This is a genomic window from Bacillus sp. NPDC094077 (genome assembly GCF_050279465.1).
GTDB lineage: Bacteria > Bacillota > Bacilli > Bacillales > Bacillaceae_G > Bacillus_A.
Genome location: NZ_JBNNUF010000025.1, coordinates 1,804 through 26,191, shown reverse-complemented (window position 1 = coordinate 26,191; position 24,388 = coordinate 1,804). Strand labels below are relative to the sequence as shown.

Below are 24,388 nucleotides of genomic sequence, written 5' to 3'. Positions count from 1 at the left end.
TAAGTGACTCTAATTTTTCCCATAGAAAAATCCCCTCCATAGTAAACAGGTTAATGTGCTTTCTTTTTCCTGTCTACTATAAGGGGATCATATCAGTTATGATGGACTCTTTTTACTATTTATACGCAGTTTATTTTTTAATCAAAACAGAACTCCCAGTCACTTAACGCTCTTACGAGATATTCTACATGTTCTATAGGTTCTTTGATACGATTTATGATAATGCGTTTATTATTAAACTCCATATCTAGAAGGAATTTAACTCTAAATTTTTTTGTATTAGTAAAATAGGATCAAAAAAATAAGCATTAATTTGCCGTTTTTTTGATCCTATTTTACTAATTGTTATTAACATTAGGAAGCATTTATATTTTAAGTACAACAAATTATATAGAAAGGAGCCTAGTTGATGTTTAAGAAAAAGGTACCATTTATAGAACAAGCCCAACAGACTGAATGTGGTTTTTGTTGTATAGCGATGATTACCGAATATCATAATAGTACCGTATCTTTTCATGATATGTATGAAAGGATTGGTAATGGTAGAGATGGAACGTCACTATTTCATTTAAAGCATCTAGCTGAGGGATTAGGATACGAAGCAAATTGTTTTAAAATTCAAGAATATGATGAGTTATATAAAGTCCCACTCCCTTGCATTATTTATTGGAAGGAAAAACATTATGTAGTACTAGAGGAAGTAGCTGAACATGGAGTAATAATTGTTGATCCCGCTGTGGGAAGAAATAAGGTAAAAAAGGAAGAGTTCGAAAGGGATTTTTCAAAATATGTTATGACATGCGTACCAGGTGAAAGGTTTGTTAAGAAGAAGCCTAAAAGCTTATGGTTACCATATATTAATATATTGAAAGAGAGACCATCCCTATTAATAAATTTAGTCTTACTGTCCTTTGTGTTACAGTTATTCACTTTAGGTATACCCCTTCTAATACAATATTTAATAGATCATGTTATTTCACCTCAAAATTTTAATTTGTTAAATATCTTTTTAATATCAATAGTATTTGTGGTGGGATTCCAATTTCTATTCAATATAGTTAGAGGTAAGGTTGTAATTGTAATGGAGAACTTTTTAGATAAACAAATGATGAGTAAATTTATTAATCATTTACTTCATTTACCTTATCATTTTTTCCTCTTAAGAAAATTTGGAGATCTCCTATTTAGGGTAAATAGTCTAAGAATAATTCGGGATATGATTGGATCAAACCTTATTAAGGGTATATTAGATGTTGGGTTACTAATTGTAATATTTGTTTTCATGATAATTAAATCACCAATTTTAACGGTATCTGTTTTAGTGTTCACAGCACTTAACGCAGTTTTATTAATTGCTACACGCTCTAAAGTAAAAGAGGTTAGCCAAGAAGAAATTATGGCGAATAGTGAAGTTCAAAGTATTCAAACGGAGACTTTGTATGGAATATTCAATGTTAAAACAGCTGGAATCGAGGATAAAATATTTACTCGATGGAATAAAAATTTTAAAAAGCTGCTAAAAGCTTATAGAAAGAAGCAAAATCTTAATAATTATATTCAATCAGTAAGTAGTTCTATTGGGAATTTAGCCCCCTTATTCACTCTATGGCTTGGTGCATATTTAATTTTAAACAATCAGTTGACATTAGGAAATCTAGTAGCTTTTCATGCTATTTCCAATCAATTTTTTGGACTAAGTCAGTCAATTGTTCAAATGTTTAATTCTTTCTTTGTAACTGGTACGTATTTAAGAAGGGTACAAGATGTATTAGATGCACCAAAAGAAGAACAAACTCCGGATATGAAAGAGATAACTAATCTTGAAGGTCGTATACGTTTTGAAGATGTAAGTTATCAATATACAAAATATAGTCCAATGTCTGTTGAAAATATTAATTTAGAAATTAAACCGGGCCAAAAAGTAGCGATTATTGGAGAATCTGGTGCTGGAAAGAGTACCATGTCCCGTCTACTATTGGGATTGCATAATCCGAGTGAGGGGAAAATATATTATGATGATGTGGATTTAAGTAATATCGAAAAATCATCATTGAGACGTCAAATTGGTGTAGTTCCTCAGGACGTTACACTATTTAATAAGACTATTTTTGAAAATATTGCAATTTATGATAAGGATATCTCGATAGAAGAAGTCGTTGAAGCTGCTAAGGTAGCACAAATACATGATGACATTATGAAGATGCCTATGCAATATAATACGTTCATATCTGAGATGGGATTCAATATTTCAGGAGGACAGCGACAACGTATTGCACTTGCGAGAGCTTTAGTTCATAAACCATCCATTTTAGTATTAGATGAAGCAACAAGTTCATTAGATCATCTGAATGAGAAGAAGGTAGATGATTATCTCAATGAAATAAAATGTACAAGGGTTGTTATTGCACATCGACTTACTACAGTAATGAATGCAGATTTAATAATTGTGATGGATAAAGGAACTATTATAGAATCGGGTACTCATAAAGAGTTAATGCTAAAAGCTGGTTATTACTCTTCCTTCTTCAAGGATATAGAACCAGATTACAAGTTACTAGCAAATTAAGCATATATATTTATGAATCTAATAAAAAAGAAAGAGGGATAGATATGAAAGTTCAAACAAAAAAAGACCGTAATTTAATCAGATATGCAAGTGGGGTAGTTACCCTTTTAATCTTGGCTTCCTTTATATATCAATGGAATAACGGGTTAAATATTGACATTCCTGAAAGATTAGGCCTAGGGATAGCTCTTGTCGCATTTGTTACTACCTTTATGCCTCAAAGAAAAAAAGATGCTAATTAATTTAAATCGCGCTTGAGATCTATTTCTCAAGTGCGGTTTCCTAAAAAATTATATAGAGGAATCATAAATAATCATGCATACCAATACAAACTATAAATTTAACATTTAGGCTTTAAATATATATAAAGTAGCAATTTAAAAGAGAAATATCTTAAATATTTTCTACGTACTTAAATTCAAACTAAAAAATTATAAAAAAAGGATGGATATCAAATGTTTAGAAGAAAAAAATCAGATGAAATGCGAAAACAAAAGTGGAATACTGGTGGATTGACTAGTGTAGTTGATGAAAATGAATTAAAACAGGTTGTAACTGGCGCGGGTTCAGACGATATCTATATAGAGACAGTTCCAGCTGCTATAGCTGCGTTTTTACCAAATCAGATGAACACATATCCTGATCCAATGATCATGCCTAAGTATAGATAATCAAGGACTTAAAATAAAAAAAGAGAACATATTAACACTAAAAGATTTGTACTTGAATCCAAGTTGTCATAGGTATCGTTTATTATACTAATCCTATAGCATTTAAAGAAAAGCTATTTGATAGAAAAGGTATTGGGTGTTATCAAGGTGCAAAATTATTTTATTAGATATTCATTCTATATTTAGGGTGTATATCTGTTGGCCTAAAAATAGGAATCTAAAATCCTTGAATATGCTAAATAGAAAACTTTAATTTAGAGAATTAGATGATTTATAACAATATTGGACTATCCCTATCTATAGGGGGAAGAGAATCCTGTAATATCTAATTTCCGTTCACTATTTTAGTAGGATCAACTTATGATGCATATAATAAAACACATATTTGTACGTTGAAGTCACATGCCTCGTCTCTTATTTGTCTAGGGGAGGCTATGAAATTTCAATAGGCACAGAAGACAAAATGTCGAGGGCTTCCTATAAATAATTTTTATATTTGAAAAATCAGTAATTTCATTTACTAAATTAAATAAACAATGTTATAATGTGGTGTGGAATCCGTTTATTCAGAATTAATGGTTAATTGATATGATATTTAACATTGTTTTAATCGTAAAACAAAGTGTTAATTCTCTTTTATAGAGAATTATATGGCGGCATAGCCAAGTGGTAAGGCCCAGGTCTGCAAAACCTGTATCATCGGTTCAAATCCGATTGTCGCCTTTTATTCTAGTATATCAATATTTTTCATATGGTGGCATGCCAATTAGGAATGGTACAAGGTTAGCATACCCTTTTATGTTGGTTCGAATCCAACTGTCACCTTATATCCCAATACCCTTTGGGAATAGTTGTATATGGAAACTTTTCTTTGTAACTCCTCAGTCATTTATATATTGTACTAATTACTTAAACAACCACACTTTACACTACTACACCTATAAGTCAAACACGATGGATTTATTTCATTGAAAGACCCCAAAAGAATAATTTTTACAATGGTCATGAATAATGTATGTTATTAAGCATGGTTAAATTTGTCCTATTAAGATTTTGAATCCTTACTAATGTAATTGAATAGGCTTTTACAGCGATAAATGTGTTAATTATAGTATTCGCAACAAAATAGTTGAACAAGAATTATGCTAAATTTTACAATTAATTTTCTTAATATTAGGATTTTTCGTTATTATATAAGTTAAGTATTTTAAAGGGGGTGATTCTATGAAGAGTAAAGGAGCATTAATATCTTTCTTGGTTTTAGTTATATTGTTAGGATTTTTACCAATAGAAAAAGCAAGTGCCTCTGTATCATCTAATCCATTAAATGAAGTAGCAAATCAAATTGACACAAGTAAAAATTATTATATAGTTCCAGCAGATTTACCAACAAGAGGATTACATTCTCTTCCGTCTTTAAATTTTTCACCATCTGTAGTAGTTAATTCACTAGGTAATACAGTGGAAGAACCCTCAGGAACTCCTATGAAATTCTTTTTTTCTGAAGAAAAAAAGAAATACCACATTGGAATGCTTTATCCGCTGCCTGTGAAAGGACTTGTTTATTATTTTATAGATAGTAGCTTACATCTTATTTTGGGTGAACAATACGCGGCCGATTGGACAATAACTCCTGTAGAAGGAGGATATATACTGCAAGCAGGAAGTGGATACCTTGGTTATAAAGATGGTGAATCGCCACTGTATGGTCCTGTTACATTTGCCCGCTTAGGTAAAGAAAAAGTTGTGTGGAAATTAGTACCCGCGTCTTAAAGTTTATATAAGTTTTAAATATAACTTGTTTAAATGATAATACGTGAATAAGTAATTAATAATAAACTAGTACTAGTAGGCTTTTATGTTCTCAAAATGTTTTTATCGCTATAATATTTAAGTATGAAAGGACGTGTTTTTGTGAAATTTAAAGGATTATTACTATCCTTTCTGGTTTTAGTTACATTGTTAGGATTTTCCCCAATAGAGAAGGCAAGTGCATCCGTATCATCTGATTCAGTAAACGAAGTAGGAGATAGGATTGATACAAGTAAAAACTATTATATAGTTCCAGCAGATTCACCAACAAAAGGGTTGCGTTTCCGTTTGCTCTTTGGTGCTCGTATTCATGTACTTGTTGGCTCACAAGGAGATCCTATGAAGTTGCATTTTTCTGAAGAAAACAAGAAATATCGTATTGAGGACTCTGTGAATTGGATAAAAGGACCTATTTCTTATTGGTTTAGTACATCGGATGATAGTGTATATTTTGGTGGGGAGGAAAATGCAGCTTATTGGACGATAACTCCTGTGGAGGGAGGATATACTCTTCAAGCAGAAGGTGGATACCTTAAATATGAGAATATTGAATCACCAATGTATGGTCCTCTTACAATGACCTATTTAGGTAAAGAAGAAGTTGTGTGGAAATTAGTACCTGTACTATAAATTTCATATAAGATTTATAGGATATATTTAATGGGAAAATAAATTAGTTTACTAAACAATTTTTAACTATAGCAGGTTTGACACTCCCACCCCTAAAGGGGCCAGCTGACTAACGCCAGCGGGATTCTTGCTACCAAAGGCGAAGTCCATTTCTGGTATCGCTGACGTGCAAGATTGCGATATGTACTGTTTTTTTGATAGCGTTCCATACTCACTGATCTAAAACCTATTCAAGCGTAAAGATTATTAGTCTCAACTATTCTTATTAGTGGTAAGGTGGTACCTGTGTTACAATTTGGTTTTTCGTAATTTGATGAAAATAATAGGAGAAAGAGGATTATCAATTACTTACACAACAATTATGCGTAGGGTTCATTGATCTAAATTTGTTATTATACAAGCTAAACCGTAATAATTTCATTTACCGTATGGATAGATACGTAATACATAGGAGTTAGACTCAAAAGAGAGAATCAGTCTCTACTTTAAAAGTCAAAGAAAATCAATGGAATCTATATTTAACTTATGTTAAATTTAATGTATATTTACTTTTCTTTTTTTATTTCTTTTAAACATTCAAGAGCCGTTTCGCGGTTCAGATTCAGACACTAATATGGTGTTTATGACTCTGAGTCCGAAACGGCTCTTTTTATATATAATTATTTATTTTTAATGAGATCATGAAAATGAACAAATGTGTTTTGGGATTAAACAATATAAAAAAGGAGTGAAGACCGGAAGGTACGAAGGAAGCATGGCTGTAGCCATGCCGTTGCGAAGACAATTGGATTTGCTAAAGAAACGTGGATATAACAGTTGCTCTCCACGCTAAAAATGGAGCGACAGGCGTAGGCTTAAATTAAAGTTTTACAGATACATATGGAGTAGCGGATTGACACCTTATGGTGTGCGGCGCATTTGCCGCGCACCATAAGGTGGATTATGCCCGTTTGAGCGTAAGCGAAAACGGGCCGACCGAAGGGCGGCGGGAATATGGGAAGACGGCGAAGATCTTCAAAAGTATCCCTTGTAAGGCAAATTGAAAATGCAGTAAAAGAAATTATTTGTATTGGGCAATCAAAATATGAGGCGAAAAAAGAAGGACAGCATACGAGAGGTTTATATTCTTTTAAACATATTCAAAATACAATATCAGTTTCAATTGATTTTGCACGTTTTTGTAGGGAACAGTATGGAATTACACGAATCGTTTATTTTAAAGAAGAACATTATTATGCTTATTTACAGTATAAAGAACAAGAAGGGGTGTCCCACGGACACTTAATGAATATTGAGACGTGCCTAAGGAAGTTACAAATAGCTATGCACAGACAGGCGGAGAAGCTTCAAAAGGACCCTGTGAGCTTTTGTTCTGAAAAAAGGGTGTATAGCTATAACAACCAAAAAGATAAGAAAGTTCCTGAGAATCGCTCTATGAGCTTGAGAGACGCGAATAGATTAATAGAGAACATCCCCTCTGTCCATGTTCGGAATGCATTTCAATTACAGTTACATTTGGGACTTCGTGCGAGAGAAGTTATCAATCTGACTTTAGAACATTTTGATTTGAAGAAGGGTGTTTTAAAGATTAAGAATGGAAAAGGAATTACAAAAGGTGGACGGAGACGTGAAATTCAGATACCTGAAAGGTTGCAAGAAAAGATCTATGAAATGATTAAAGATAAAGAGTTACATGAAAAAGTCATTCCAGTTAAAGATAATACTTTGCGGGCCGCTCTATTAAAAGCTGGAATGGCAACTGGGATTCCTACAAATGGAACGCATATGTTCCGTCATACGTTTGCGAGGGAACGTTTTAAAGAATTATTAGGGGAATCCTATGAGCAAGGACAGAAAGTATTGGCTTATATGCTAAAAAATCACGAGCGAGGGAAACGCGTGGATTATGGGATTCGGCAAGAGTTTAAAACTACCTATCGGCAAGTACAAGACGCGATGAATATAGTTCATGAAGAATTAGGTCACGGAAAAGGAAGAGTAGATTTAGCTCAAGTTTATTTAAAGTGCTAAGATAGAGGAGTTATAACCGTTATAACGAATTTGAAATACTAAAAAGGAGGTTATGACTATTATGACTCCTATAATTTATGAAAATGTATCCCAAGTTGCTAAAAGATTGAAAGTATCGCCGTCTACGATTAAAAAATATTATTTATTAATTGAGAGCTATAACTGTTATGCTTTTAAAAGAGATGAACGAGAACGGGTTATTTTTGATGATTATGATATCGGATTATTACAAAGGTTAGTAGAATTAAAAAGTATGCCCCAAGTTACATTGGAAGATGCTTGTAAATTACTTTTAGAAGAGGAAGGGTTAACAGTTCAGAATATAAATATGACTGTTATAACACCTAAATCAGATGATTTAAAAGAATTATTGCAAGAATTAAAAGGTACAGTGGAGTTACAACAAAAACAATTACAGAGTCAAAATGAACAAATAGCTCAACTAACAAACTTATTGGAATCGCAACAAAAATTATTAACTCACTCCGATTCTGTAGAGAAACAACAAGTTGCTGATCGTGATAAGGCTGTTATGACTGTTATGCGAGAGCTTCAAGAAGTAAAACAGATGGTTGCGGCAAGTAATGAAAAGAAATGGTATCAATTTTGGAAGTAATCTACTGATTCCTATGTGTTTATGCCGCGAAAGTCACTTGACTATGAGGGGAAGAGGCTCGTAGTCAAGTGAATCGTGGAATGAAAAGCATAGGACGGATTCCCCAGAAAAGGGCAAAAACCAATGTCTTCGCCAAGATTCGTGGTTCTACTGTTAGAAAAAGGCGAATAAGAATATAGCATACATACAATAAGGGAATGCAGTATAGATCAGTCTACAAGCATTCCCTTGCTATAATGATGTTAATAATATTTTAATGCTGTTGTTGCTATATATGCCATGTATAGTAAGGATAAAAATATAAATATATCAAGTGTTAAAAAAACATATAATATTATTTTTATCTTTTTAGACGTATCATTTTTAATCATATATATAATAAATAGCATTGTAGTTGATTGGAATAGCATGGTGAAAATTAAAAATGTAATAGCAAATACCATATTCCCTGGTATAAATGGAGTATTCATTATAAGTAGAGAACTAATTATATTAAGAATAAGCGTAGTTAGTATAAAAATATATTTATAGATGTTTTTAATTTTGATCACCTACTTTAATTTTTTGTTTGATAATATAGTTGTTTATTTTTATGGTTATATATAAGTATTTTGTTATTATTTTCGTCTACAATGTAAACATCTTTTTCTTGCCAATCTATCCCGTGAGGTATATCTTTTTCGATTGAAAATAAAACATCTTTATTTTTAAAAGGAATTGAATTTCGATTAGCATGAATGTTTATTTCATGTTCTTTTGTTTGAATGCTATAATCTCCTGAATAATTGGAGAAGAACGGTGTTAATTTACTATAAATATATAGAATTTCTTTTTTATCGTTTTCTTGATAAAAGTGGGAATTAATAACCTTTAGATCTGATGTTTTTATGTCCTTTGGTATAAGTAAAAAGGCAATGAGACAATAAAATATGACAACAATAGTAATTAAAGAATATATGTAGAGAGCGGCTATTAATAAATATCTTTTATAATTGCTTTGTTTTATTATCTGATTTTGCAAATTTGAATCCTCCTTTAATAAAGAATCAATTGAAACATTAAATAGATTGCTTAAGGCTAATAAATTGGTTAGATCAGGAAGACTTTTTCCTAGTTCCCATTTAGATATAACTTGTCTTGAAATAAATAATTGGCTGGCTACATCTTCTTGTGTCATGTTATTTATTAATCTTAAATGTTTTATTTTTTTTCCAATGTCCATATATGTACCTCCTTTGATTACTTTAATTATTCTAATGTTAAATAGTAAGGAACGCATCGTAGCGTTATAAAAAAGGCATGCAATGATCTGTTGCAAGATGGATTTAGGACTAAGAATTTATATTTATAATATTTAAATATATAAATATAAAAAGATAAGAAAAAGGATTTAGTAAAAACTAGATCTTTTTTCTTAGCTTTTTATTTAAAATATTATTTGTTTTTTTTCTGATCTTTACTTATTCGTGAAAAACCCCAGAATCCTAAAATTAAAATTAAAATAAGGCCAATGACATCAATTAGAGCATTGATTTTCTCATCATTAACAATAAAGTTTGCGATAAAGGTAATGATAGAGATTAGTATGATTCCAGGTAAAATGTATTTATTCATGTGGAAAACCTCCTTAGGAAATTTAAATTATGTATGGACTATATTTTAATATATGTTACCATATTATTGAAGCGCGCGCATGAATTTGAATAAATGTAAAATAAAGGGAGAGGTTTTTGTATGTCAAAAAGATTTTTAAGGTTAGGTATTCTTTTTTGTTCGTTTTTAATGTTTTCTACAATCTTTAGTTTTCCGGTAGCAAATGCAGAAGTTAAAACAACTAAGAATGAAACTAAACAGATAGAATCAGAAATTGAAGACTATGAAGCTTTATCTCCATTTTTAGAATTAGTAGAAAAAATGCCAGATGCTGTTGCGAATTCAGGAATTGATTCTGGGGTTGAATGGTTAAACGAAAATAAAGGATCTGAGTTTGCTGGATATACTTTTATAGCAGATGGTGATAATTTAACAACTGTAGCGGATAATCCTAATGGATCACTTCGTGGTGTTAGTTGGGATTGTATTTCTAGTGCTGGAAAAGCGATTGCTGTAAATGCTCTTCCATGGGCAAAAATTTTAAAGGTTAAACAAGCGGCTAAGTTAATGGGTGGTATTAACTCTATGACTAAGACCATTGTAACAGCATATAAGCATCAACGTAATCTTGGTTATGGTAGAGGTAATGCTATTAAGAGAGCGGTAAGTGTATCTACTAGAGCTTTACCGGGTGAAACACAAAAAGCTGTTTTGGAGTTTTTTGAACTAGGTGATGTAATTAAAAATTGTTTTTAGAGTTGAAAAATTTAATGGATTAATCTATTAAATTTAAAAAACCTTAGGTGTTTTAATAACCTAAGGTTTTTTGTATTTCTTAGAGAAACATCCTATTAATCTGGTCTTTTTATCTTTACATCGCTAAATTTGCAATGTAATATCCAAATTCATAGCCTATTTTTATAATTCCGGCACCTAATATTATGTAAAGGGAATATTTGATAAATTGGTTTTCATTTAGGAATTTATTTAGATTATTTATGATGAGCACTCCTTTTAATATATTATATATTTAATATATTAAAATTAACCAAAATAAGAAAGATTAGATTTGAAATGTATCAAGGATATTATCTTTTTCTTCTTTATTGATCCCTATATATTTAAGTGTAATTTGTGGTGTACTGTGATTTAAAATTTCTTGCAGCATAGCTACATCTTTAGTTTGTTTATAAAACCAATAACCGAAGGTTTTGCGCATAGTGTGTGTTCCGATAGATTCTACACTGGCAAAATCTCCGGCTTTTTGCAATTGTCGATACGCTTGGATCTTACTAATGGGTTGATTTCCTTTTCGGGAAGGGAATAACCATATATTTTCTAGGGTTTGAGCATACGAATAGACTTCATCAAAAATAGAAGTAAGATTAATCATGCGTTCTTTCTTCGTTTTTCCTTCTTTGATCTTAAATTCTTTTCTCTTTTTTCGTTTTAATTTTATTATGGTTTGGGTTTCAAGTTGGAGTAGATCACTTACGCGTAGTCCAGTATGAATGCCAACAAGAAAGAGAATATAGTCTCGTTCGGAACAATGACGTTTAAGAGCCCATTTCATATCTTCGATCTGTTCTTTGCTACGAATAGGTTGGACATCAATAAGATGTGGTTTTTTGTTCATGGATTTTTGACCTCTTTATTTATAATGTTTTGAATGTATACTTTTGTTTTGTATTTTGAGGATATCAGAGGAATTGGCGAAGAGTCAATGTTTAAGGGGGAATGAATGTAAACTAATATTCAAAAGTTTACATTTGAATCAAGTATGTATTCCTTGTTTTTTTGTTCTTATTAATATTTAAAATAATGTAGGAATATCGTAAAAGAATTATAGCGTCAAGAGAGAAAAAAAAGCCGTGATGGAAGTTCTGATGGGTGTTACTAGATAAATTACGCATAAGTAGAAAAGTATACTTTTCTACTTATGCGTAATAGGGATATTTCTATATTTTTCATATCTCTGTTAAGAGCTTGAATTTTCTTTTCTGCTCAGGTGTTAGCTCGTTTTCTACATAACGATCTATAAGTAAGTCTATGATTTCATAAGCGAATTTTGTGTTTGTAAGTTTCATTAATACTTCAAGTTCTTCTTTTGATTGGTTAGAAATTTTAATACTGCCTTGCTGATTTTTAAATTTCTTTTTTGTTTCAGTTTTTTCATTTCTTTTTTCTTTTCGAGTTCCTTTTTTTTCTTCTGTCTTAGGTTGAGAGGGAGCAGTTGCTTCAACGTTATTTTCAATCGCATCTTGTCCTTGCTTTGGTAAATAAGGCTCAGTAGGTTCAAAGTTCCTTTTTTTTCTACCTAACAAACCAGGAGTTCTCGACATATTACACACCAACCTTCATTTTTTCAAACATATCGATACGAGATAATAATTCATCACTAATCGTTTCGTATAATTCAATTACATTCATATCATGTCTATCTTTTTCAGTAATACCATTTACATCAAATCTTTTAATACGCTCCATTTGAGGAACGACATTTTTAAATAGGTTCTCTTCACCAAAGATTTCACGAGCGTTTTCCATAATGTACTCATCAACTTTACCATTGTTTTTTAATAAGACAGGAAGAATACCAACTACTTCAATATCAAGATCATATTGTTCTTTCAACTTGATAAGTTCATTAACGTAGTTCTCTGCACCAGTAAGAGAACGTTCTTGTGTTTGTAAAGCAATTAGAACATAATCAGAAGCTACAACGGCGTTCTTCGTAACTTCTAGTGACATAGGAGGAACATCAATAAATATGTAGTCATATTTATGTTTTATCTTTTCAAGTAATCCTTTAAAGTAGTGATCTTCCTCTTCTTCAGAAGTGCAAGTCTTATAAAGGAACTTTGCGAAATCTTGAAAATCAACATAAGAAGGAATTAAATATAAATTCTCCATGATTTCCACTTCTAAACCATCTAAATTCCCTTCTTGTATCCCCTTCATTAATGTTTTTTCAACAGTTACAATTTCATCTGGATTAAGAATGGATTTAGTTAACATTAAAGACTTCGTTGCATTACTCTGTGGATCAAGGTCAACGAGTAACGTTCGCTTTCCTTTTTTCGCAACTTCATAAGAGTTTAATACAGCATTTGTGGTTTTACCAACGCCACCTTTGTAATTCCCAACCGTAATTGTAATAGCCATTTTTAACACTCCATTTATATTTTTTAAAATTTCCCTATATCCCTTTATAGAAATAGGGAAAAATAGAAATAGGGAAATATCCCTATTTCTAATTATAGAAATAGGGATATTTCTATATTATTAAATGAATTATAACAATGATGTTCTGTATATGCAATAGAATGATAGAGTTAATAATTTATAGCAAAAACGTTGATTTAAAAGGGAAATTTTAATTCGAGTCGGGTTTAAAAATTAAGTGAGAGTGAAGATTTTCAAGGAGAGGTTTAAAGAGAAAAAAATTAAAAAAATAGGGAAATAGGGAAATGAGGGAATAGGGAAATATCCCTATAGGGATATAGGGAAAAATAGAAATAGGGAAATAGGGATATTATTTAAATTACACGTAATTTCACTGTTTACAAACAAAAAAACTTGCTGTAATGTAAGAATTAGCAAGTTTTTCAACAAAAAGTGATTTAATTTGATACTGTACATAAAGAGCTTATTAGATAAATAAATGGTAAAAAAATAAATAAAAAAAGAACGGCTGTCTAATTGAGATTTCTCAGGTCCCAATCTGACAGATAAAGTAGAGTTACTGACAATAACTTTACTCCCCGGTGAATACACGTTGCTGTCAACAACTTGTATTCCATTTACACACTGCAACACCAGTATGTAAAATTCTCCGTCCGTTCTAGTTAACTATGTTATTAGAGATATAAAAATATCTGTATTTAGTATAGTTAATTAGAGCTAGATTGTAAAGGTAGAAATCCGTATTTAAGTTTGTTTAAATATGGGGAAAAGTCTGTCTTTTATCTACTTTCCAGAGAATTTTTGAGGTGAGCAGTGTTATAACTGCTCACCTTTTTTATTGTCAAAAATCTAGTGGAAAGGAGATTTAACATGGATAAAGCGCAACAAGCAATCGAATTGATTTTACATGATGGGTTACGAAAATATAAATATAAAAACTCAAGAGCTAGCATATCCATGTTAGATTCTCGGGATACTAGTATCAAAATGGATGACAGATTTGTATTTATTACACGTACAAAAGAAGATTTAACGAACTCATATGGTACAAAGGGAGTTGTATTGACTTCTCAAGAAACAGTACTGGACCACATTGGACAAGCTACACATTGGACTCCAAATGTTTTTAGAGTGGGAACGTACATAGATAGAAACAGAAAAATTATTAAAGGGCATGAAGAACGAAATCTAAAACAAATTAATTGTTTTACTGTTGATATTGATACAAAAGACCTTACTCCAGGGGAAATCGTACTTGCAGCAATGGACAAGCAGTTAGGAATGCCTACAGTTATTGTTGAAAGTGTGAAGGGATACCAGGCTTATTTTGTGTTGGATAATCCATTATTTATTTCGAATAAGAATGATTTCCGGGGATTACGTAGCGCAAAAAGAATCAGTGAGAACATCAGAAAAGCTCTAAGCGATCTTTTACCTGGTGTTGATTTGACATGTAATGATTTTGGATTCTTCCGTATGCCAAACGAAGATAACATTGTATGGTTTGATGCAAACAGTACATGTAATTTATCTCATTTAATTGAATGGTCTAAAGATCAAGATATCGGCCATCGTAGAAGTTTATTTACAGTTATTTCGAATAAGCAAATTAAAACTACGCAAATTACTGAAGGATGGGTACAAAAGGTATTAGCATGCACACATATCAGAGGTCAAAAAGGTGTATTTGGACGTGATAATGCTGTATTTACGCTCGCGTTAGCATGCTATTCTTCAAGAATGACTCAAGACGAGGCGTATAATTTACTGGATGAATTTAATACGAACCTAAAAATCCCTTTGAAAAATTCAAGTATTCAAAAGGCTATTCGTAGTGCTTTTTCAGGTAAATATAAAGGCGCAAGTAAAGAGTACATCAATCAAATTTTAGAAATTTGGTCGGATAGAAAGGTAACATTTTCAAGTCTAGTACCATCACAGTATTGGTATAAACATAAGAAAGCACGCAAAGATCGTGTGCGTAGTCATTGGTATGAGTGGGAACACGATATCATTGACTTCTTAAACGTGCAAAAAAATACCGAAAAAGGATTCGTATATTTTACTCAAAAAGAAATATGTGAAGCGTTACAAATCCCAAGAAGTACGTTAAACAACGTGCTAAAGAAATCAAAACAAATATATATTCATGTGATCGGTAAAGGTAGTCAACGACGAACAGGACTGTCTACTTTATTGATGCTTTTTAATAATGCTATTGGTCGTACAACAGAACAAAAAGAGTTATACTTGGAGTTTATTCAATCAATCGTCCCTGGAGCTGCAGAGGGATTATATGGTCTATTCCAAAGGGATAACAGTGATTCTATCACACTAAATACGGGCTAATTTGGTACTTTGTCCACTCTGCCAATACATATTTCTATTATACTGCTTTTGCTCTCTGTATTTTCTATATGTACTACAGTACGTGAAATTATTTGCTGACTTTCTGTTTGGAGGATGTTTAGCTTTTATTTTTGTGCTTTATTGTTTGTATTATGGGACACTTGGATGTTTGCAACTACCTGGTGAGGTGCTAGAGGATACTCTAAATTCTGATGGTTATCTTTGTTGTTAGAAGTGTCTTTCAACATCGGTTTAAATAATAAAGAGGAAATTGATATTGTTGGGGTTGATATACAGTGTTGAAAAACGTGAAATAAACAAAAGTAACTCTAAAATATACAATAAAAGTTGATTTTGGAGTTACTTTATGTTTACTTTTCTAATTTTTATTCTTCTTTGGGAAGAACAATGCCTTTATACAATTGAACTGTAATGCAGTAGTAAATTGAGTAAATGATTATGAAAAGTATTATTGGAAGCCAAATACGGAAATATGGATCAATTAGGATGAACGAAAAGATATTCATACCAACTAGTACGTGTGCAATCCCGACAATCGCTGGGAATAGGAATATTAAGAATAATTCTTTATAAATTGACTTTGTTAATAATTCACGGCGCACACCAATTTTACGAAGCATTTGATAACGCGTAATATCACTTGATGCACTAGATAGAATTTTAAACATTAAACAGCTTGCCATCATTGCTAAGAAAGCAATTCCTAAGAAGAAGCCCATAAATACTGTCCCGCTCGAAATGCCGTAAAAACCAGTATATATCGCGTATTTACTTGGTATATCATCAATTTTTAGATTTTTATATTTGATTAATTGTAACTCGTCAATTTTTTTCCATTCTTTTGTGTATGTTAAGAAATTATCTGTTTTTCCAATGAATACAGTACCTTCTGTATCTTTTAAGCTATCATATATTTTTTGATCGATAATTTTAATTGTTTGATTGGGATGCACATAAGAGGGCTCCAGCGTTCCGAAGGCATCATTCCACTCTGCTGAAATTAAATTATCGGTATTTCTTGAAATCTCTCCTGTTGGTAGTTTTCCAGAAGCTCTTTTTTTCACTTTAGCAGAATCTTTTACTCCTTCCTTAATATATTTAACATCCTTTACGAAAGGGCGATTTTTTTCTAAATCTTCTTTTACATAATAAACGTATTTATCATCTGTTTTATAGCGATATTCGCTTTTCTCTTTAAATGTAATATTATCTAAGATTTTCTTTTCTTCAATTGTTGGATTATGAATTGTAACATCATAAATCGCAAGAGCATCTACATTCATCATAACGTTATTTTTAAATGCCATACCACCTGAGATTGCCCCCGCTCCAAGTGCAACTAACATCGTTACTGTTGCTAGTACTTTTGTTAAGCTGTTAATACGGAAGTTTAACTGTGCAAATGTAAAAGCATTAAGTCCTTTTTCAGTACGTTTTTTATTACTTTTCATCTTTTTAATAATAAGAGGTAAAAACGTTCCAAATAACATGTAAGTTCCAGACGTTACAGTAATTAAAGCAATAAAAATCCCAGCTAGCCTTAACTTATCCATGTAAATCATAGAAGCATAGCCAATTGTTAATAAAATAATCCCCAATACTGCAAAAATAACAGTCTTCGCACCTTTTACGGAAGCACGATCTGTTTTTGAATTTGCATGTACAAGTTGTAGGACTGTAATACGTGATAATTTGATACTATTCATAATTGCTGATAATACAAATAGCACAAAGAAGAAAACACAGGTAACAATCATGGATGAAACATAAAACGCTTCATAACCACCTGCAGTAAAATCCAGTTGTTGCATTAGTAGTTTACCAATTACTTGTGCAAGCCCTACACCTACTGCAATCCCGATTACAAGAGAGGCCGCACCTAATACAATTGTTTCGATGAACATGAGAAATGTAACCTTATGTTTTTTTGCTCCTAACATCATATACATACCTAATTCTTTTTGACGAAGCGATAATAAGAATGAATTTGCATATAGAATATAGGAGAACGTAATAATTGCTAATAAGATTGAACCGGCTTGGAATACTATTCCAATTTCACTAATAATAGAGTTTGCCTTAAGAAAGGCTTCGTTTAACGCTAATGTTTGAAACATATAAAAAATTGAAATGGACATGACAAGACCAATAAGTAAGACGATATAGTCCTTTAGCTTACTTTTTAGTCCTGACATAGAAAGTTTAAATAACATGCCTGAACCTTCTTTCTTATGCTTTTTGTGTACCTAAGTCTGCGAGTACATCTAAAATCTCTTTATAAAATACTTCACGTGCACCAGTGCGGTGAATTTCTTTATATAACTCTCCGTCTTGAATGAATAAAATACGCTGACAGTAACTTGCACTATATGGATCATGTGTAACCATCATGATTGATACGCCTTGTTCTTCATTTAAGTTTGTCATTGCATCTAAGAGACTTGTTGCGTTTTTAGAATCAAGCGCTCCTGTGGGCTCGTCCCCTAAAATGATAGCTGGTTCATGCACAAGCGCACGCGCTGCTGCTGAACGTTGTTTTTGTCCACCAGATACTTCAGGTGGATATTTTTGAAGTATAGTTGAAATTCCTAACATCTTCGCTACTTTCTCTACTTTCGGCCCAATCTTACGTGATGGAACACCTTGAAGCGAAAGTGGAAGTGCAATGTTTTCATAAATAGATAAGTTCTCTAATAAGTTAAAGTCTTGGAAAATGAACCCTAATTTTTTCGAACGGAAATCAGAAAGCTCACCCTGTTTCATCCTTGTAATATCCGCGCCAGCAATTTCAACAGTACCGCCTGTTGCTTTATCTAATGTCGAAATTACATTTAGTAACGTTGTTTTCCCTGAACCAGATGGTCCCATAATTCCAACAAATTCTCCCTCTTGAATTGAGAACGACACACCTTTTAATGCGTGTGATTGGTTTTCGCCTTTTTTACCGTATACTTTTTGGACGTTTTTAACGACTACAACTGGTTTGTTCATATATATCCTCCTATACTCTCTTTCTTTTCCTATTCTGTTTTTTTTTGCATAATCTGCTGTGGATTAATCTCATATTTGTCTAACATCTTTGTAATGTAAACGAACCCGTTCGATGTGTTATTTAAAGTAGCTCAAAAGACGATATTAAAGATATGTAATTTTTCCAACATTTGCATTTGAATCTGGATTAAAAAATGTTGTAGATACACCTCTTATCGTTACACTAAATGGTATCCTAACTTCCAATATCAATAATAATATTTCTATGGCATTTCAAGCAGGTGATTGTATTTTAGTAAAAGTAACTATAGGAAGCTCTAATGCGACAAAAGATACTGTAGTCCAAGTTGATATTTTTTTAATGTTCTATAGTATCTAAATAAGCGAGGAATTGTACGTTATATAAAACAGTAAAATAAATATCCGGTCCCTTAGCGTACAAGGAACCGGATATTTTGTATCTAAATTGTGTCCGAATGTACAATTTACTTTTTTTGATATGGTCATCCCTAATAGTTTACCTTTTGACTATAAAAGCAGTTTAATTGTTATATTTTTAGTTACATAATCACAATTGATAGGGATATCTTTAAACTTACGGTAAATCTAAACTTAATACGGAAGGAATATCAGGGTTATTTAAACGCAGCAATTCAAAACCTATACCTGAAATTCCAATCATGAATCCTAAGATATTTACATCGCCGTGTTGATCTAAATTCCACTGTCCATTTTCTTCTTTCTGTTTCAATACATGTCTTCCGATTTCTCTTGATATTTTTATATACTCATTATTTTTTGTTACTTGAGCATAAGTTAAAAGAAAATCAAGATTTCCAAAGTCACCATGGCATAAGGCATTACTAGTACCAAATCCTTTAGTCATAAGTACATTAATACATTTTTGCAAATCACCGTTAATATTAGTATTCTCAATAATTTGGGACATCATTAATCTACTTATTCCTATTCCACCGGCCCCATGACACCAAAATGCTGGCGCGTCAAAACTTTCATTTTCTCTTAAATCTAACCAATTATCTTGATTATCATTTACTTTGCTATTTTCATAATTTAATATTGCCAATATTTCATTTAGTAAGTGATTCTGATCCATTTTATAAGCATATTCTAGTAATGGCCAAGCATATCCAGAAGCACCATGTGCTAATCCAGTGAGCAAAGTATTAGTTTTTATTTGGTTAGAAGCCTGATTTAATAATTTTTGAGCTATTAAATCGCAAATAGGTTTTAGTTCAGTAAAATTAAACTCCTCATATAGTCGGACTAATACAAGAAGGGAACCACTTAATCCACCTACAAAATCATATGTGGTCTCATTTTTAATTAATAGCGAATCAATTTTATTGATATACTCCCTAGATTGATTAATGAGTTTTTGATCGCTCCAAATTTTTCCTAAATAAGCGTATACGTATGAAAGGGAGCTATACCCTGAAAATGCTGAAGTCGATTGTAATTTTGTATGAGCTAACTTATTTTCAATATAATTCAATCCAGCAACAGCATATTTCTTATATTTTTCATCATTAGTTTCTTTTGCTAGTATTCCAAGGAATAGTACTATTCCTAAGCTACCGTTATATAAATCGATACTTATAGGGGATAATTTAAATTGTTCATTATTATCTAAGTTAAGACCAAACCACAATGCATCTTTGAAATTATCACCTACAATAGCACGATTCACTATTTCATCGCCTATTTTTTTCGCTTCATTCAGAAATTGATCTTTGTGATATTCTTTGGTATCTAAAAGACTCTTTTCGACCTCTTTATAGCCGTACGGATTGTATTCTTTTTGTTCGTTTGTAGCAATCGCGCCCAGTGATTGCTTTATAAATTCTACTTGTTGGTCATGATCTATGTCACTTAATTTATTTAGCTTTTCTTTTATTACATCTATCGAAGTTTTATCGAAAAAGTCTTTAATTTCGATTTTATCTGAACTAAATAAACTCGTTGACCCCACTTTGAAAGTAAAGTAAGGTATATCAGTTCTTAAAAGGTCTTGTATTTCATATTTTGCAATTCGGCTGAATTTCGGTTGATGGTTAATACCATGCCATAGATAATAAAATAAGCCTTCTCTATCAATTCCATTCTTTAAGTAATCAGGATGAATACTTGCCGATACAAATCTTGCATATGCCTCAGTTGCTCTGAAAACTTGTCTTGCAAAAGTGTTTTTAAATGCGTATAAAGGCCCATTATCTAATGTGAATTCTTGTTTATTATTTAATATTAATTTATACATATCTGTGAACCCATTAATAATTTCTTGAATATAATCACTAGCATTTGTTTTCTTTTGTTTAATGCGTGGGGTATTATTGAATTCTTTTAATTTAACTTTTTGTTTAACCATTTTAATTTGATCACTATATATATTATCCAATGCATTTACCGCAGAAGGCTCTACTTCTAGTTCACCACTTATTCCTAAACCGCTTAGATCATAATCAATAAGAGGATCATCACTGAATTTTACAGGCAGCATTAACGATTGAAAAACAGAATCTTTAATGTCTAATGATAATTTTAAAAAAGCACTTTTATTATCGGTTAGTTCATTATTGAATTCAATTGAATTACTAAATAGTGTTTCTAGGTCTATAAATATAGGATACTCACCATCAGCAATAATATTTTCATGGTGGAAATCTGTGGAATTTAGTATATAAAATAAAGCTATATATCCACCTTGTCTATAATAGAAGTTTTCAACTTCCTGCGAGGTATTACACTCACTCCCTGTAATAAACTCCTGATATCCATATTCATCTCTACTTAATACTGTTAAATTTTTTAATGGTTTTTTAAATCCTTTTTTATTAATCCAAATTAATAATTCATTAAATAGCTCATCTGTTTTTAACGAGCGAGGTTTATATACTAATTTGCCTTTATTATTAAAGTTTAGCATGGCTACGGTTCTTCCATTTTGGTGGGTGTCACCCGCGCCTAAGTCGATTGATGTTAAAGTGTTGAAATCTCCACCAAAAATCTCAACTAGTTGATCTCGATCTTCCGCATAATAATAGACTATCTCAAACATTGCATCTACAGTACTATGCACAGTTTCTACCATTAGTCTTACCATCACAGGATAAGAATTAAATAGGTTCTGGATATACTCTTTATCTTGAAGAAATTCATTAATAAAGCTATCATATCTTTCCTTTTCAGTCTCACCACTTAGTAAATCACCAGTTCTTGCCATATTAATCTCTGTTATTAATACTCTTAATCCAATTTGGCCAATTCTATCAGCTACAGTTAATAGAATACTTTTTGTAATGTTTTCTATATTAATAGAGAACATTTTTTCTTCATGTACGCCTTTAAATTTATTTGATATTACTTCCAAACTATAGTTAAAGAATGGAACATAAAATGCGAAAAATGGAATGTTTTCAAATCCATCTAAGTATTTGATATCTTTATTGTAATATGTATTATCATTTATTAATCTGTTGACAATAGCGATCCATTCTAAAGAAGTAGTTAACTCAGGATTCTCTTTGTTTGATAAAACAGTTTTGAAATATTCTAATTCCATATTGTTTTCTTGAATTAGAGTGTCAATAGTTGATTCATTTAATCCTGTCTTACTTAACCATTTCTGATATCGCTCTTCATCAAATGTGTTTTTTTTATTTTCTCTTTCTAATAAATATGTACCATGTTGTAACGTCATATAGCATTCTCCTTCAACGTATTTTTATAACATGTTTCAGCAATAAAACAAATATCCATTAAAACCTATGCCAATGTACTAATATAAATAAACGAGTAAACTGAAGTGATAGATTCTTTAAGAGTTTATAAATATAATGTTGCTTATCGTATTTATAAAATTTTTTCTAACATCAGAGTAACTCTCTTTTAACTAACCGAATTTCTATATCTATAATGTACGTTTTAATTTATGTTAATAACAATTAGTAAAATTTGATTAAAAAAATTGCGGATTTTTAATAGTTTTTTCCGTAGTGTTTTACATGTTTGGGTATTTGAGAAAATTTTTACAACATATAAAGTCCTGTAAGTAATCATCGTTTTTAGACAGAGGGCTTTTATCTCAAAATTTTGAGGGTATAAAAGATGCATTTTTTTAAGCGTGATTATTATTAAATTGGTATAATATAGAAATGTAAGAGGGGGAAAAGGAAAGCCAATAGTATAAAATAATCGTTAAATATTTCAGTTGCATTAAAACAAGTATTGATAAATAAAGTAATTAGTTACAGTTGTATTGTATTAATCTTGTTTTTCATATTTGGATTGATATGTATAGGGGAATATACAATATTATTTCCCTGTTTAAAATTAAATAATGTATCTATTGTGGTAATTCATACATATAATATTACTCAAAAATAATTCAATTAAGTTATTAGAAGAAGGGATTGGAAATATGAATATTGGTGAACGTATTCGACAAATCCGTATACATAAAGAATTTACGCAAGGGGAATTAGTATCAGGAATATGCTCTATAACGTATTTAAGCAGAATTGAAAATGGACAAATCAAACCTTCAGCTTCCTTTTTAGAAAAGGTCGCTGAAAAGTTAGATGTTGATTACAATTTTCTTGTAGATGCAGATTATGAGGATATAGAGCCTATGCTCCTTGAAATATGTAGTAAGTATAAAAATGATAAAATTATAAGTGAAAAAGACCTATCTTCTTTAGAACTATATGTTCGTGATATAGACTCTATTCTTTTATTATTAAAGGCTTATGGTGTTTTAATATACTCTCATTCCCGAAATAATAACTTAGTATATGTAGAAGCAATTGTAAATCAGGCTGTGCAAGTTATTCCAAATCAAATAGACCCCCAGTATACTGAAGATTACATATATTATTTAATGGCTCGAGGTTATTATTTTTATAATAAACAGGATTATATGGCTGCACATGAAATCTACGTGAAGATAGAGAGTTTACTTGATCTAGAAGAAACTATTCAACACGCCAGTGTATATTATAATCTGTGTCTTGTAAATAAAGAGCTGTATAAAGATAAAAGCATTAGTCGTTTGTATGCGCAGAAAGCTTACAAAATATTTTTGAGATTTAATATAAAGAATAAAGTAATAGATACGTTGTTAATGCTCGCAATACTGTATGATTTAGATGGATTATATGACAGGGCTCTTGAATGCTTACAGCAAGCGGAAGAGGAGTTGGAAAATAAAAACAATTCTGTATATTCACCTATCATCTCGTACAATTATGGGAAAATTTATCAGGGGTTGAAAGACTATACAAATGCTATTAAGTACTATGAAGAATGTTTGCAATTGAGTGGGTTTCTCGAACAAGAGCATCAAAAGGTATACGCATTACGAAGCTTAATAGAGATTCATATAGAATTTAAAGATTGGAAAACTGTTAATGAATTTATGGATGAAGCGTTTGAATTATTATCAATTTCTGATGTACCTTACGCTAATGTTCAACTACATGGATTGAAGGGGAAGATATCTAAATTAAGAGGGGATGATTATGGATATGAAAAACAGATGCAAAAAGCAATTGAGATCGGTCTAGAAAAGAAACAATATCCTTTAGTAAGTGAACTAGCTCATGAACTAGGAGACTATTTTTTTGATAATCGTGCTTATAAAATGTCAGCAAAATATCTAAAAATATCAATTGAAAATTCGACGAATTAAAACAAACTAAAAATACATATATAGAGGGAGATTAATCAAGGATCTTGGTAATGATATCCGCAACATCCCCTCTATATGATTCTACAGTAATAGTAGGTATTGGATTAATATAATTTACCATGAGGCAAATTACAAATAAAATTGGTTAAATAGGTAACTTGTTTTTATAAAAAAAATGAATTATAAATCAAAAATTTTTACTAATTCCGTTT

Annotated in this window: 18 protein-coding genes, 2 tRNA genes and 2 pseudogenes; 14 read left to right on the top strand and 8 right to left on the bottom strand. The window is 31.2% G+C overall.

Going from position 1 to position 24,388, the window contains the following annotated elements; genetic code table 11:
* Positions 1–409: 409 nt before the first annotated feature.
* From ACQKNR_RS27640 to ACQKNR_RS27595, 10 genes and pseudogenes are all read left to right on the top strand, one after another.
* The gene (locus ACQKNR_RS27640; RefSeq protein WP_000473623.1) at positions 410–2,566 is read left to right on the top strand and encodes a peptidase domain-containing ABC transporter; all 2,157 of its coding nucleotides are present in this window, start codon (positions 410–412) and stop codon (positions 2,564–2,566) included.
* Positions 2,567–2,610: 44 nt separating this feature from the next.
* Complete coding sequence (locus tag ACQKNR_RS27635) at positions 2,611–2,808, top strand: hypothetical protein (RefSeq protein ID WP_061402410.1); 198 nt, start codon at positions 2,611–2,613, stop codon at positions 2,806–2,808.
* Positions 2,809–3,021: 213 nt separating this feature from the next.
* The gene (locus ACQKNR_RS27630; RefSeq protein ID WP_000489765.1) at positions 3,022–3,237 is read left to right on the top strand and encodes a hypothetical protein; all 216 of its coding nucleotides are present in this window, start codon (positions 3,022–3,024) and stop codon (positions 3,235–3,237) included.
* 652 nt (positions 3,238–3,889) lie between these two features.
* Positions 3,890–3,960 (top strand) — tRNA-Cys (locus ACQKNR_RS27625).
* Between the two features lie 30 nt (positions 3,961–3,990).
* Positions 3,991–4,062 (top strand) — tRNA-Ala (locus tag ACQKNR_RS27620).
* Between the two features lie 399 nt (positions 4,063–4,461).
* On the top strand, positions 4,462–5,010 hold the full coding sequence (locus tag ACQKNR_RS27615; protein WP_427322325.1) for a hypothetical protein: 549 nt from the start codon (positions 4,462–4,464) through the stop codon (positions 5,008–5,010).
* A gap of 141 nt (positions 5,011–5,151) precedes the next feature.
* Positions 5,152–5,679, top strand: coding sequence for a hypothetical protein (locus ACQKNR_RS27610; protein WP_427322324.1), 528 nt, complete (start codon positions 5,152–5,154; stop codon positions 5,677–5,679).
* A 268-nt stretch (positions 5,680–5,947) separates the two neighbouring features.
* Positions 5,948–6,055: pseudogene (locus ACQKNR_RS27605) on the top strand (IS6 family transposase); the annotation flags it as partial.
* Positions 6,056–6,672: 617 nt separating this feature from the next.
* Positions 6,673–7,710 (top strand): tyrosine-type recombinase/integrase, encoded by a 1,038-nt coding sequence (locus tag ACQKNR_RS27600; protein ID WP_427322322.1) that lies wholly within the window; start codon positions 6,673–6,675, stop codon positions 7,708–7,710.
* Positions 7,711–7,771: 61 nt separating this feature from the next.
* Positions 7,772–8,326 (top strand): DUF3967 domain-containing protein, encoded by a 555-nt coding sequence (locus tag ACQKNR_RS27595; protein ID WP_427322320.1) that lies wholly within the window; start codon positions 7,772–7,774, stop codon positions 8,324–8,326.
* 556 nt (positions 8,327–8,882) lie between these two features.
* Here ACQKNR_RS27595 and ACQKNR_RS27590 read toward each other — a convergent pair.
* Positions 8,883–9,548 carry a helix-turn-helix domain-containing protein gene (locus ACQKNR_RS27590; RefSeq protein ID WP_427322318.1) on the bottom strand — a complete coding sequence of 222 codons (666 nt, stop codon included), beginning with the start codon at positions 9,546–9,548 and terminating at the stop codon, positions 8,883–8,885.
* 212 nt (positions 9,549–9,760) lie between these two features.
* Positions 9,761–9,940, bottom strand: a complete 180-nt coding sequence (locus tag ACQKNR_RS27585; RefSeq protein WP_001046050.1) for a hypothetical protein — start codon at positions 9,938–9,940, stop codon at positions 9,761–9,763.
* Positions 9,941–10,060: 120 nt separating this feature from the next.
* Here ACQKNR_RS27585 and ACQKNR_RS27580 point away from each other — a divergent pair, with 120 nt between their 5' ends.
* Positions 10,061–10,675: a hypothetical protein gene (locus tag ACQKNR_RS27580; protein ID WP_427322316.1), complete on the top strand. Its 615-nt coding sequence runs from the start codon at positions 10,061–10,063 to the stop codon at positions 10,673–10,675.
* 307 nt (positions 10,676–10,982) lie between these two features.
* Here the strand turns inward: ACQKNR_RS27580 and ACQKNR_RS27575 are convergent, their stop codons facing one another.
* The 3 genes from ACQKNR_RS27575 to ACQKNR_RS27565 form a co-directional block, all read right to left on the bottom strand.
* The gene (locus tag ACQKNR_RS27575) at positions 10,983–11,555 is read right to left on the bottom strand and encodes a tyrosine-type recombinase/integrase (RefSeq protein ID WP_377825963.1); all 573 of its coding nucleotides are present in this window, start codon (positions 11,553–11,555) and stop codon (positions 10,983–10,985) included.
* A gap of 331 nt (positions 11,556–11,886) precedes the next feature.
* Positions 11,887–12,261 (bottom strand): hypothetical protein, encoded by a 375-nt coding sequence (locus ACQKNR_RS27570; RefSeq protein WP_427322314.1) that lies wholly within the window; start codon positions 12,259–12,261, stop codon positions 11,887–11,889.
* 1 nt (position 12,262) lies between these two features.
* A complete protein-coding gene (locus tag ACQKNR_RS27565) occupies positions 12,263–13,084 on the bottom strand; it encodes a ParA family protein (protein ID WP_427322312.1) in 822 nt (273 codons plus the stop codon).
* Between the two features lie 891 nt (positions 13,085–13,975).
* Between ACQKNR_RS27565 and ACQKNR_RS27560 the strand changes: the two genes are divergently transcribed.
* The gene (locus ACQKNR_RS27560) at positions 13,976–15,454 is read left to right on the top strand and encodes a primase C-terminal domain-containing protein (RefSeq protein WP_427322310.1); all 1,479 of its coding nucleotides are present in this window, start codon (positions 13,976–13,978) and stop codon (positions 15,452–15,454) included.
* A gap of 386 nt (positions 15,455–15,840) precedes the next feature.
* On the opposite strand, the gene ACQKNR_RS27555 is transcribed toward ACQKNR_RS27560, so the two are convergent.
* On the bottom strand, positions 15,841–17,688 hold the full coding sequence (locus tag ACQKNR_RS27555) for an FtsX-like permease family protein (RefSeq protein WP_427322308.1): 1,848 nt from the start codon (positions 17,686–17,688) through the stop codon (positions 15,841–15,843).
* Positions 17,689–17,704: 16 nt separating this feature from the next.
* The gene (locus ACQKNR_RS27550) at positions 17,705–18,466 is read right to left on the bottom strand and encodes an ABC transporter ATP-binding protein (RefSeq protein WP_427322306.1); all 762 of its coding nucleotides are present in this window, start codon (positions 18,464–18,466) and stop codon (positions 17,705–17,707) included.
* Between the two features lie 190 nt (positions 18,467–18,656).
* On the opposite strand from ACQKNR_RS27550, the pseudogene ACQKNR_RS27545 reads away from it, so the two are divergent.
* A pseudogene (locus ACQKNR_RS27545) lies at positions 18,657–18,845 on the top strand (hypothetical protein); the annotation flags it as partial.
* Positions 18,846–19,061: 216 nt separating this feature from the next.
* Here ACQKNR_RS27545 and ACQKNR_RS27540 read toward each other — a convergent pair.
* On the bottom strand, positions 19,062–22,187 hold the full coding sequence (locus ACQKNR_RS27540; RefSeq protein ID WP_427322304.1) for a type 2 lanthipeptide synthetase LanM family protein: 3,126 nt from the start codon (positions 22,185–22,187) through the stop codon (positions 19,062–19,064).
* 720 nt (positions 22,188–22,907) lie between these two features.
* Between ACQKNR_RS27540 and ACQKNR_RS27535 the strand changes: the two genes are divergently transcribed.
* Complete coding sequence (locus ACQKNR_RS27535) at positions 22,908–24,176, top strand: helix-turn-helix domain-containing protein (RefSeq protein ID WP_427322302.1); 1,269 nt, start codon at positions 22,908–22,910, stop codon at positions 24,174–24,176.
* Positions 24,177–24,388: the final 212 nt, after the last annotated feature.